Below are 11955 nucleotides of genomic sequence, written 5' to 3'. Positions count from 1 at the left end.
GGGCTGGAGGGTGGAGGTGGGGACGGCACGCACGTCGGCGGCGAGCGGGGGGGGGCCGCGGCGTCCGGTCCCGCGCCCTCGCCTGGAAGGGGAAGGCGGGGCCCCCGGCCGGTCAGCGCCGGCCGTCCCGCCCCAGCACCCAGCCCGGGAAGGCGTGGCCGCGCCGTCGCTGGTAGGCGTCGAGGTAGAGCCGCTCGTAGGCGGCCGCCTCGTGGTCCCAGGAGAAGTCCTGGGCCATGGCGCGGCGGCGCATGGCGTCCACGTGGTGGGGCCGGTCGAACCAGGTGGAGAGGGCCCAGCCGATGGTGTCGCCCAGCGCCTGCGGGGTCAGGTCGCCGAAGACGAAGCCGGTGCCGCCGCCGCTGGCCTCGTCGTACCCCTCCACCGTGTCCTTGAGGCCGCCGGTGGCCCGCACGATGGGCAGGGTGCCGTAGCGCAGGCTGTAGAGCTGGTTCAGGCCGCAGGGCTCGAAGCGCGAGGGCATGACGAAGAAGTCGGCGCCGGCCTCGATGCGGTGGGCCAGGCCGTTGTCGAAGCCGATCCAGGCCTTGAAGCGGTCGGGGCGGCGCGCCGAGAGGGTGCCGAAGAAGTGCTCGGCCTCGCGGTCGCCGGCGCCCAGCAGCACCACCTGGGCGTCCCAGCCCAGCACCCGCTCCAGGGTGTGGGCCACCACGTCGGAGCCCTTCTGCCCGGTGAGCCGCCCCACCAGGCCGAAGAGCGGCACGCCGGGGTCCTCGGGCAGGCCGGCCTCGCGCTGCAGGGCGGCCTTGCAGGTGGCCTTGCCGGCCAGGTCCTCGGCCGAGTAGCTGGCCGGCAGGAACGGGTCGCTGGCCGGGTTCCACTCGTCCACGTCGATGCCGTTCAGGATGCCGCGCAGGTCGGCGCGCCGCGACGCCAGCAGGCCGTCCAGGCCGCAGCCGAAGGCCGGGGTCTGGATCTCCTCGGCGTAGGTGGGGCTGACCGTGGACAGCAGGGTGGCGTGCGCCAGCCCGCCCTTCATCAGGTTGAGGGCGCCGAAGTGCTCCAGCTCGCCCGGGTGGAAGTGGCCCTGGCCCAGCCCGGTGACGAAGAGCGAGCCGGGCCCGGTGACGCCCTGGTGCGCCATGTTGTGGATGGTGAAGACGGTGGCGGCGGCGTGCAGCGGCTTGCCCCACTCCACCGTGTTCACGTAGATCGGCACCAGCGCCGTCTGCCAGTCGTTGGCGTTGATCACGTCGGGCAGGAAGTTGAGGGACTTGCACAGCTCCAGCGCCCCGCGCGACAGGAAGGTGAAGCGCTCCAGGTTGTCGTCGTACCCCTCGCCGGGCCGGCCGTAGAGGAAGGGCCGGTCGAAGTAGCGGTGGTACTCGAGGAAGTAGACGGGGACGTCGCTGCCGGGGGCGCGCCCCAGCCGGACGCCGGCGCGGGCGGTGCCCCACCACATGGGCACGTCCACCGCGCCGTCCAGCCGCTCCAGGGCGTTCCAGTCCAGGCCGGCGTAGAGGGGCGCCACCACCCGCGCGTCGATGCCGCGCCGGTGCAGCGCCTTGGGCAGGGCGCCGATGACGTCGCCCAGCCCGCCGGTCTTGGCGAACGGGGCGACCTCGGAGGCCACCACGAGGACCTTCAGCGGGGCGCGGTGGTCCATGCCTCAGGTCGCGTAGACGCGGTAGTCGACGTGCGGGAAGGCGTTGTCCTTGCCCTCCAGCTCGGCCAGGTAGGTCTCGTCCAGGCGGCCCGCCTTGAGGTCCTCGTAGAGCCGGGTGAAGCGCACCGTGTGCTCGTTGAAGCGGCGCGTGGCGTAGGGCACGGTGGTGCCGGTGGTCATGATGAAGGCCCAGTCGCTCGACTGCTGCAGCAGCAGCTCGCGGGCGGCCTGGTTGAGGGCCCGCCGGGTCAGGCCGGTGGCGTCCGGGTGGCGCCGTGCCAGCTCGACCATGCGCTCGGCCGCCACGTGGGCGTGCCGGTAGGTCCAGGCGTTGGTCTCGTTGCACCAGTACTCGGCGTAGCCCTTGGCGCCCCAGGACGAGAGGCTGGGGGTGGCCACCTGGTTGGTGGGGTGGCGCTCGAGGTAGTCGCCCGGCGTGATGGCCTCCACCGTGCCCTGGTCGAAGTGGAGCTGGCGGAAGACGTCGTCGAGGAACTGGGGCCCCTCGTACCACCAGTGGCCGTAGAGCTCGGCGTCGTAGGGGCTGAGGACCAGCGGCGGCCGGTCCAGGTGGGGCGCCAGCGCCTCCACCTGCCGCACCCGGTTCTGGCGGAAGTGGGTGGCGTGCTCCCCACCCGGCGGCGCGCCGCCTCCGGGTCGTAGATCCACTTGTCGTGCAGCTTGTCGTGGGTGATGGCGTGGTACTTCACGCCGGTGTACATGCGCAGCCCGGTGGCGTGCACGAACGGGCCGATGTAGTCGAGCGGCAGGTCGAAGCCCACGTCGCGGTAGAAGTCGCGGTAGTGCGGGTCGCCCGGGTAGCCCTCCTTGGCGCTCCAGACCTGCTGCGACGACTCCGTGTCGCGGGCGAAGGCGGCCACGCCGCTGGGGCAGTAGAGCGGGGCGTAGGACCCCGCCGCCGGGCGCCGGTCGGCGAAGAGCACCGCGTGGGTGTCCACCATGAAGTAGCGGATCGCCGCCTCGCGCAGCAGCTCGTCGCAGCCCGGCACGTAGCCGCACTCGCCCAGCCACATGCCCTTGGGCCGCCGGCCGAAGTGGCGCTCGTACTGGTCGGCGGCCACGTGGACCTGGGCCCGCATGGCGGCCCAGTTGCGATCCATCATGGGGAAGAAGCCGTGGGTGGCGGTGGAGGTGATGACCTCCACGCAGCCGGCCTCCTGCAGGCGCCGGAAGGCGCGCACCAGGTTGCCCTCGTGGCAGCGCCAGGTGTGGCGCAGCGCCCGGAACCGGTCGGCGTAGAGCTGGGCCAGCCGGTGGTAGGCCGGCTCGGGCCGGGTCCGCTCCAGCTCGCGGTCGGTCAGCAGGATGAGCTTGTCGAGGTGCTCGGCGAAGCGCTGCTTGAGCAGGTCGTCGGTGAGCATCGAGAGCAGCGGCGCCGAGAGCGACACCGTCACGCGGAACGGCACGCGGTCGGCGTGCAGCCCCTCGAAGACCTGCAGCAGCGGCAGGTAGGTGCCGGTGATGGCCTCGTAGAGCCACTGCTCCTCCATCACCGTGGGATCCTCCGGGTGACGGACGAACGGCAGGTGGGCGTGCAGGACGAGCGCGAAGTACCCCTTGGCCATGATCACGCCTCCCCGACCGTCGGATACCCGCCGGGCTCGCCGGCCGGGCCGGCTGGCCTGGCCTCGCTGGCGCCGCCCAGCCGCCCTTCGCTGCCGCCACCCAGGCGCCCCTCGCTGGCGCCGCCCAGGCGGGCCTCGCTGCCGCCCGCCAGCCGCGCCTCGCTGCCGCGCTGGCCGGCCCGCTCGCTGGCGCCCTGCGCCACCCGCTCGCTCCCGCCCAGCCAGGCGCGCTCGCTGGCGCCGCGCAGGCGGAGCTCGCTGGCGCCGAGGCGCCACAGCTCGCTGGCGCCGCCCAGCCTGAGCTCGCTGGCCGCCACCCAGCGCCGCTCGCTGGCCCCGGCCAGCAAGAGCTCCGAGGCGCCCGGCCGGCCGGCCGTGGGCGCCTCGCCGAGCGGCGAGACGCGCACCTCGCCGCCGGCGTCGGTGACCCAGGAGCGGTAGACCTGCCAGCGCGCCACCACCGAGCGCGAGACCGAGGCGCCCAGGTTCTTGATGACGACCTCCCAGGGGCCGTGGACCACGTGGGTCACCGGACCGACCTGGTAGCCGTAGGAGCGCCCCTGCCAGGCCTCGCGCACCACGTCCAGGACCTCCACCGGGTGCTGGAAGGGGCCCGCCTCCCAGGAGGTGACGGTGCTGGCCTCCTGCCACTCGGCCGGTCCGGCCAGCTGGTACCAGCCCTCGGCGGACACCTCGCGCCACTCGACGCGGTCCTCGAAGCGCTCTCCCACCAGCAGCTGCCTGCCGGTGGCGGTCTGGCGCAGGATCCAGAGCGGCGCGGCCTCGAAGCCCGGCGCCGCGCCCTCCACCCAGGTGACCCAGCGGACCGGGCCTGCCCCGGCGGCCTGGCTCCCCGTCGGACCCGGCGCGCCGCCCGGCCCACCACCGGCTGGTCCGCCGCCGGCCGCGCCGCCGCCGGCCGGGGCCGAGCCCTGCGGCGAGCCGTCCGGGCCGCGACCCGCCGCCGGGCCGTGGTGCTGCGCCCGGCCCTCGATCACGGTCATCCACTCCGGCTCGGCCCAGGCCACCGCGTCCTTGCGCGGGAAGTCCACCCGGCCGGACCGGGCGATGCGGGCGAAGGCCCCGTCGTCCGCCACCAGCCCCAGCTCCACGTAGGCGGAGGAGGTGGGCTTGCCGATGACGAAGAACCACTGGCGCGCGGCGCGGTCGACGCGGTGGTCGAAGGAGGAGTGGGCGTTGCTGCCGTCGAAGATGAGCCCGCTGGTGTCGAAGACCCGCAGCGCCAGCGAGGCGTGCCCCCCGCGCTCCCCGAGCCGGTGCCGGGCCAGCTCGATGGCCACGTCGGTGACCTCCCACCAGGCGTAGAGCCGGTCGGGGTCGATGGCCGCGGCGGTGACCCGGTCCTGCCCGTAGCCCCAGGGGATCTGCGCCACGTGGGGCTCGCTGCGCCCGGCCGGGCCCAGGTCGAGCTTGGCGGCCGTGGAGGGGTCGTGCTCCGGCGCGGCCCCGGCCGGCGCGGCCGCCGCCTGGGCGGCCTCGGGCCGGGGGGCCGGCCTGGCGGCCTTCGCCTTCGCCTTCACGGGCGCGGCGGGCGCGGCGGGCTCGGCGGACCTGGCGGGCTGGGCGGGGGGGCTGGCTGCGGCGTCCGGTGCGGCCTTCGCCTTGGGGGGCGTCTTCGGGGGCGTGGTGATCTCCTCGGGCTCGGCTGCGGGTGCGGCCTTGGTCGGCCTGGCCTTGGCGGCGGTCCTGGCGGGCGCCGACGAACTCTCGGTGGCCCGGCCGGCGGCCTTCCGGATCTCCTTCAGGACGTCCACGACCTGGCGGGCCAGGTCCTCCTTCTTGAGCTTGGAGACGCCGCTGAGGCCGAGCAGGCTGGCCGCCTCCAGCAGCACCGCGCGGGTCCGCGTCCGGGCCACCTTGAAGGCGGCGACGGTCCAGCCGGCGCCCTCCGTCGCCGCCAGGCCGAGCAGGCGGGCGACCTTCTTCACGATGGTCTCTTTGGCGATCATAGGGGTGTGGTCCCTGCAAGGGGGGGGCCTACAGTAAGCCGGCGCGACGTTCCGCAGGGAACTACCACGTGTTGCACCGCACCTGGGGCTGTGCGGACGGGGCCGCCGCCCCGCCCCGGGAGGCGCGCCCGGCCTGCAACCCCGGCTGGGGGAGACCGATCCGGGCCATTCTCCGAAAACCCACCGCCAGCGCCCCCCGACCGGAGCGGCGACGCTCCCGGGCGGCTGCCGGGCCAGCCGGGAGGCCGCCGGCGTTGCCCGCCACCCGGGCAGCGGCCTAACCTCCCGGTCCCCACACGTGTCCCGCGCGCCACCGGAGGCCTCACCATGACCCCGCTCCTCCTCGCCTTGCTCGCCGCCGCACCGGGCCTCGAGCCGGTCTACGCCGAGGTCGCGGCGCACCACGCCGGGAACGTGGCACGCCTGCAGGCCTGGGTGGCGCTGCCCACCATCGCCGCCGAGGGGCTCAACACCGAGGCGGGCGCCGAGCGGATGATGGCGCTCCTGCGCGAGGCCGGCTTCCAGCGGGTGGAGCGGGTGCCGACCGACGGCAAGCCTGGCGTCTTCGCCACCCTGGACGCCGGCGCGGCGCGAACCGTGGGGCTCTACTTCATGTACGACGTGAAGCAGTTCGACCCGGCCGCCTGGAGCGCGCCGCCGCTGGAGGGCCGGCTGGTCGAGCGGCCGGGCTTCGGCACCGTCATGATGGGCCGCGGCACCGTCAACCAGAAGGGGCCGCAGGCGGCCTTCCTGGCCGCCCTGCACGCCTACCGCGCCGCCGGGCGGCCCCTGCCGGTCAACCTGGTGCTGGTGGCGGAGGGCGAGGAGGAGATCGGCTCGCCGCACTTCGCCCAGGTGGTGCGCCGGCCCGAGGTGTCGGCGGCCCTGGCCCGCACGGTGGGCGTCTTCATGCCCAGCGCCGCGCAGGGGGCCGACGGCGAGGTGACGGTGGCGCTGGGGGCCAAGGGGGTGGTGGAGCTGGAGCTGGTGGCCAGCGGGGCGCGCTGGGGCCGCGGCCCGAGCCGGGACGTCCACTCCGGCAACCGGGCCCGGCTCGACAGCCCGGCCTTCCACCTGGTGCAGGCGCTGGCCACGCTGGTGAAGGCCGACGGCACGCCGGCCATCGAGGGCTTCGCGGAGCAGGCCCGCCCGCTCTCGGCCGAGGAGGCCCGGCTGGTGGACCTGGCGGCGGTGCGCCAGAGCGAGCAGGCCACCAAGCAGCAGCTCGGGGTGACGCGATGGGCCCGCGACGCCGGCTGGCGCGACTCGCTGGCCGACCTGGTCTCCCGCCCCACCGTGAACATCGAGGGGCTGGTGGCCGGCCACACGGGGCCGGGCGGCATGACGGTGCTGCCGCACCGCGCGGTGGCCAAGCTCGACCTCAGGCTGGTGCCCGGCATGACCTACGACGGGGCGGTGGCGGCGCTCAGGGCCCACCTGGCGCGGCGCGGCTTCGGCGACCTGGAGGTGAACCCCAGCGGCGGCTACGACCCCACCTCCACCCCGGCCGACGCGCCGCTCATCCAGAAGCAGCTGGCCACCTACCGCCAGGCCGGCGTCGACGCGCAGCTCTGGCCGCGCACCGCCGGCTCCTACCCGGGCTGGGTCTTCACCAGCCCGCCGCTCTCGCTGGCCTCCGGCCACTTCGGCCTGGGCCACGGCGGCGGCGCCCACGCGCCGGACGAGTACTACCTCATCGTCAGCAAGAACCCGCGCCTCAAGGGGTTCGACGACGCGGTCCGCTCCTTCGTGGACTACCTGGAGGAGCTGGCCCGCTGACGAGGCGAGGCGGCCGCCAGGGCAGGGGAGCCCCGGCGGCCGCCGCCACGTCCCGGTGACCCGGCGGACCGGGTCACCGGTGGTTCACCGCACCAGGCCGGTCAGCGCCACCTGGGTGGGGCTGTTGATGGCGTTGCTGGTGAGGGTGAGGGTCCCGGCGAAGGCGCCCAGGGCCGTGGGCCGGAACGTCACGGTGACCCGGCAGGTCCGCCCGGGGGCCAGCGGCGCCGCGCAGGTGCCCAGCGAGGGCGTCACGAACGGCGCGCCCGAGCTGGTCACCGCGGAGATCACCAGGGGGGCGCTGCCCGGGTTGGTGACGGTGAGCTGGCCCAGGGTGGTGGTGTTGACGCGGCGCCGGCCGAAGTCGAAGGCCGCCACCACGCTGGCGATGGGTCCGGCCGCGGGGGTGACCGCCGCCGAGGCCGGCGACGCCACCGCCTGCGTGAAGCCCTGCCCGTCGGTCCAGGTCACCACCACGGTGAGCTGCCGCCCGAGCTGGGCCGCGGTGGGCGTGAAGCCCACGGCGCGGGCGGCGGCGCCGGCGATGTTCACCCGGTCGGCCTGCCACTGGTAGGTGAACGGTCCCAGCCCGTCGGCGTCGGCCAGCCCAGCGGTGAGGGCCGAGAGCGGCGCCCCCACCGACGGCGTGGTGTCGCTGAGCTGCGGCGCGCCGGTGGGCGGGTCGTTGACCGCGGTGACGGCCGCGGTGATGGAGGAGGCCACGGACTCCTGGGCCGGCACGGCGGCCAGGTCCAGGAAGGTCGCCACCACCCGCAGCCGGCGGCCCGCCACCGGGTCGTCCGGGCGGAAGGTGTCGCCCACCGCGACCTCGGCGAAGAGACCGGGCGCCGTCTCCACCTGCCAGACCAGCCGGAAGGTGGCGGCGTCGATGCCGTCGGCGTCGGCCACGGTGCTGGTGGCCACCAGCAGCTGCCCCTCCACCGGCGTCAGGCTGGAGAGGGTGACGGTGCCGGAGGCCAGGGAGTTCACGGGCACCGGGATGGTGCCGTCGGTGAAGGCCAGCAGCTCCACGTTCCTGAGGGTGTCGCGGCCGTCGAGGCCGCCCTGGTGGTCCACCGTGACGGTGCCGTCGGCGTTGCGGGCCACCAGGTACTCGGCGCGGGCGCCGGAGTAGACCGCGGTGTCCACGTCGGCCGGGCCTGCGCCGGCGGTGAGGATGCGCCGCACGATGGAGAGCTCGCCCGGGTGGAGGCGGCCCGAGAAGACGTCGGCCCGCACGGCGGCCATGCCGTCCACCAGCCGGGAGTCGGTCGGGTCCGGGGTGGAGAGGTCGGGCGCCCGGATGGAGACGTCCAGCCAGGCGTCGCCGTCGATGACGTCGTCGCCGCCGCGCCCCTCGAGCAGGTCGCTGCCGGCGCCGCCCAGGAGGACGTTGCCGCCGGTGAAGGCGCTGGCCTCGCCCAGGACGGCCGAGAGCCCCTGGATGCGGGCGATGCCGGCGGCGTCCAGCTCGTGGCCCACCATGGTGGTGGCGTCGCCGTCGTCGCCGCGCAGCAGGTCGGCGAAGCGCCAGCCGGAGAGCCCCTCCACCAGGTCGAAGCGGTCGCGCAGCGCGTCCTGGTCAGGGGGCAGGAGCCCGAGGCGGAACAGGTCGGCGTCGGCCGGCTGCGGGTCGTTCTTGTGGGTCACCCAGTCGAAGCCGAGCATGCCCTCGCTCCGCTCGACGCCCGGGCCGGCCACCATGATGTCGTCGCCGCCCTCCGCGTCGTAGTCGTCGTCGCCGCCGTCGCCGATGATGACGTCGTGGCCGGGGGCGTTCGGGTCGTTCTGGAAGGGCGCCCCGTTGTCGCCCTGCAGCAGGTCGGCCTGGCCGCCGCCCTCGATCCAGTCGTCGCCGTCGTCGCCGAAGACCGTGTCGGTGGAGTCGCCGGCGAAGATGAAGTCGTCTCCCGGGCCGCCGAAGGTCTCGGTGGGATCCGAGCCGCCCACCACGAAGTCGTTGCCCAGCCCGCCCATGTTGAGGTCGAAGCCGGGGCCCGAGCTGATGGCGTCGTCGCCGGGGCCGCCCTTGAGGACGTCGTCGCCGAAGGCGTCGGTGAGGATGTCGTCGCCCTCGCCGCCGATGAACTGGTCGTTGCCGGACCCGCCCTCCATGACGTCCCGCCCGCCGTTGCCCCGCAGGGTGTCGTCGCCCTCGCTGGAGGAGATGCGGTCCACCACCGCCGGATCGTCGGTGCCGGCCCAGATGACGTGGGCCGGGCCGGTGTAGCGGACCGTGCCGTCCGGCAGGCGGCGCAGGTCGGCCATGAGGGACTCGTCGTCCGGGGTGGCCGGGTCGTCCAGGATGGGGCCGCTGGCCCCGAGCGCGGCCAGGTCGAAGAGGAAGTCGGGGCGCGAGAAGACGTCGGCCGGCAGGCTGGTGGCGTCGGAGTTGCGCATCACCAGCTCGGCGAAGGAGTTGCCCTCCAGCTGGACCAGCAGGTTGAGGCCGGCGGTGCGGGTCAGGTAGTAGAGCCGGTCGCCGTCCTGCAGCCGCTCCAGCTGGGTCTCGAAGACGTGGTTGAAGGTGGAGCCGAGCAGCCCGCCGAAGGGGGCCTGCTTCTCGGCCAGGCCGCCCACCCAGAAGTCGACGTCCTCCAGGCCGGTGGGGCTGCGCCCGCCCACCGCGGCCCAGGCGCCGGCGCCGACCATGAAGTCGAAGGCGTCGGCCGGGGTGGCCGGATCGGCCGGATCGGCCGCCACCAGCAGGGCCGCCGCGGCGCGCCGTGCGGCCAGGTCTCCGCTGATGGACGGGTGGGTGCCGTAGGCGGCCACGAAGTTGGCCAGCGACAGGCGGTGGCGCAGCCCGTCGCCCAGGTCGGCCCAGCTCTGGTACGGGGCCAGCGCCGAGTTGATGGTGGCGGCGAAGAACTGGCGGCGCGCGTCGTTGAGGCGCGGCACGCCCTCGCTGCGGCCGCGGGCCAGGTTGATGGTGGCGAGATCCAGCGGCAGCCCGAGCAGCCGGTCGCGCAGCGCCTCGGTGACGAACTCGTCGAGCTCGTTGCCCACCTGGCGGGTCATGCCGCGCACGATGCTGCCCACCGCCTGCTCGGCGGTGAGGGTGCCGGCCGGCCCGCCGTCGTTGAAGGCCCGCGGGTTGAGGAAGGCGTCGAGGAGCGACAGGTCGTTGGGCGTGCCGTCGGCGTTCACCCGGGCCACCACCTCGGTGAGCATGGAGTGGCCGAAGCGGTAGACGGTGTGGGCGAACTCGGCGGAGATGGCCGGGTCGATCTCGGTGTGGTAGCCGGCGAAGAGGTTCACCTGCGGCTGCACCTTGCGGGCGAACTCCTCGAACACCAGGTGCTGGTACTCCATCTCGGTGACGAAGCGGGCCGCCTGGAAGAGCCGCTCGCCGTGGTCCCAGCCGCTGGCCGGGTTCACGGCGGCCCAGTCGGCCGCCTCGGCGGTGGTCAGCAGCAGGCCGATCTGCCGGTGCACGTCGTCGGCCAGCCGGTTGTGCTCCGCGTGGAAGACGCTGTGCACCATGGTGAGGCCGATGTTCTCGTTGCCGCGGCCGTCGCCGGTGACGAAGTGGGCGCCCAGCAGCTCGTCGTCGTAGGTGGCCGGGTCGAGATCGTCGGCGGTGCCGGGGTCGGCGTCGGGCAGGAGGGCCCGCCGGGGCGTGGCCGGGTTGCCGTCGTGGTCGCCGACGGGCGCGGCGTGGTGGGCGATGTCGTCGAGGAAGGCGTGGCCGGTGCGGACGGCGCCGGCCACCGAGACCGGCGCGGCCGGATTCCCCTCCACCAGCACGTTGCCGGGGAAGACCACCTGCGGGAAGCCGCTCGGGCCGCGCAGGAAGCGGCCGTAGGGGTCGGTGGCCAGCAGGGGCACGTCGGTCACGTCGGCGTCGGAGAGCGCCAGGCCGAGCAGCGCGGCCGCCTGCGCCTTCACCTCGCTCCAGCTGCCGATGTTGCCGGCGATGGCGCCGTCCAGCAGCTTGCCGGTGGCCACCGGCCGGCCGGCCCCGTCGAGCCGGTAGGCCCTGAGGAAGACCTGGTGGGCGGGGTGCGAGGTGTAGGTCTGGTTCTGGTCGACGAACGGGGTGGTGGTGTTCATGGCCTCCTGCACGTCGTCGGCGCTCTCGTCCGCCGGCGTGGCGGGGTCGTCGCCGATCACGCCGTCGGGGCCCGGCCGGTTGGTGGCGCGGGTCAGCACCATGAAGTTGGTGGGGCTGCCCGGCACGAAGAGCGGATCGTCCGGCTGCAGCGGCACGAAGACCGTGCCACCGCCCTTGGTGACGAGGTCCAGGCCGTGGTCGAAGAACTGGCCGAAGAGGGTGAACATCGAGTTGTAGGGGGCCGAGAGGCCGACGTCGGGCGCCACGTTGGGGATGAAGAGGGTGCCGGAGAAGTCGGGCAGGGCGCCGGCGCCGGCGGCGGCCAGGGCGGCCGGGTTGGCCGGGGTCTGGTCCACCACCAGGTTGCTCACCAGGCGCGGCTGGGAGTCCTGCACCAGCCCCTTCTTCTGGGCGTAGGAGGTGCCGGCCTCGGCGGCGCGGAAGTCGGCCGGGGCCAGGCGCGGGAAGGCCTGGTCGGCGGCGCCGAAGTCCTCCTGCCCCGGCACCAGGTTGTTGAAGGTGCCGTCCACGGTGCGCAGGCCGAAGGGGAGGCGGACGTCGTGCACCTGGTCCGGGCCGGGGCCGAAGAGCTGCCCGCCGGCGGCGTGGGCCTCGGCGATGCGGATCTGCTGCCGGATGAAGCGCAGGTCGGAGGCGTTCAGCGTGAAGCCCTGGCCCACCGGCGCCACCGCCTCCTGGCGCGCCGGCGCGGGGGCCTGGGGCGGCGCCTGGCGGCAGGCGGGCGTGCCGGCCAGCAGGGCGGCGGTGAGCACGGCGACCAGCCCGCGGCCGAGCGGCGGGCCGGCGGACGAACCAGGGTGGTGGTGGTGGGTGCGGGCGGTGCGGGACATGTCGGACCTCCAGTGGCGGCGCCTCGCGGCGCGGCGTGTCGGGTGCTTCGTCCAGGCCGACCGGGGTGCACCACGAGGTGCACCG

At 74.9% G+C, this 11955-nt stretch carries 4 protein-coding genes and 1 pseudogene; 1 reads left to right on the top strand and 4 read right to left on the bottom strand.

Annotated features, from left to right (window positions below; genetic code table 11):
* Positions 1-112: 112 nt before the first annotated feature.
* From glgA to IPO09_10550, 3 genes and pseudogenes are all read right to left on the bottom strand, one after another.
* Positions 113-1627, bottom strand: coding sequence for a glycogen synthase GlgA (gene glgA / locus IPO09_10560; protein ID MBK9517776.1), 1515 nt, complete (start codon positions 1625-1627; stop codon positions 113-115).
* Between the two features lie 3 nt (positions 1628-1630).
* Positions 1631-3213 (bottom strand): annotated as a pseudogene (locus IPO09_10555) (DUF1957 domain-containing protein).
* A 2-nt stretch (positions 3214-3215) separates the two neighbouring features.
* Positions 3216-5183, bottom strand: a complete 1968-nt coding sequence (locus IPO09_10550; GenBank protein MBK9517775.1) for a DUF4912 domain-containing protein — start codon at positions 5181-5183, stop codon at positions 3216-3218.
* A gap of 327 nt (positions 5184-5510) precedes the next feature.
* Here IPO09_10550 and IPO09_10545 point away from each other — a divergent pair, with 327 nt between their 5' ends.
* Positions 5511-6962, top strand: coding sequence for a M20/M25/M40 family metallo-hydrolase (locus IPO09_10545; GenBank protein MBK9517774.1), 1452 nt, complete (start codon positions 5511-5513; stop codon positions 6960-6962).
* Between the two features lie 84 nt (positions 6963-7046).
* Here the strand turns inward: IPO09_10545 and IPO09_10540 are convergent, their stop codons facing one another.
* Positions 7047-11870, bottom strand: a complete 4824-nt coding sequence (locus IPO09_10540; protein ID MBK9517773.1) for a choice-of-anchor D domain-containing protein — start codon at positions 11868-11870, stop codon at positions 7047-7049.
* Positions 11871-11955 lie beyond the last annotated feature (85 nt).

The organism is Anaeromyxobacter sp. (assembly GCA_016718565.1).
In the GTDB taxonomy this organism is placed as follows: Bacteria; Myxococcota; Myxococcia; order Myxococcales; family Anaeromyxobacteraceae; genus JADKCZ01.
Note: the sequence above shows the minus strand (reverse complement) of the source record. Positions and strands in the feature narration are given on the sequence as shown.

Excerpts from the sequence above, each read along its gene's own strand:
- IPO09_10540 (MBK9517773.1), bottom strand. The coding sequence starts at position 11,870 with ATGTCCCGCACCGCCCGCACCCACCACCACCACCCTGGTTCGTCCGCC.
- glgA (MBK9517776.1), bottom strand. The coding sequence starts at position 1,627 with ATGGACCACCGCGCCCCGCTGAAGGTCCTCGTGGTGGCCTCCGAGGTC.
- IPO09_10545 (MBK9517774.1), top strand. The coding sequence starts at position 5,511 with ATGACCCCGCTCCTCCTCGCCTTGCTCGCCGCCGCACCGGGCCTCGAG.
- IPO09_10550 (MBK9517775.1), bottom strand. The coding sequence starts at position 5,183 with ATGATCGCCAAAGAGACCATCGTGAAGAAGGTCGCCCGCCTGCTCGGC.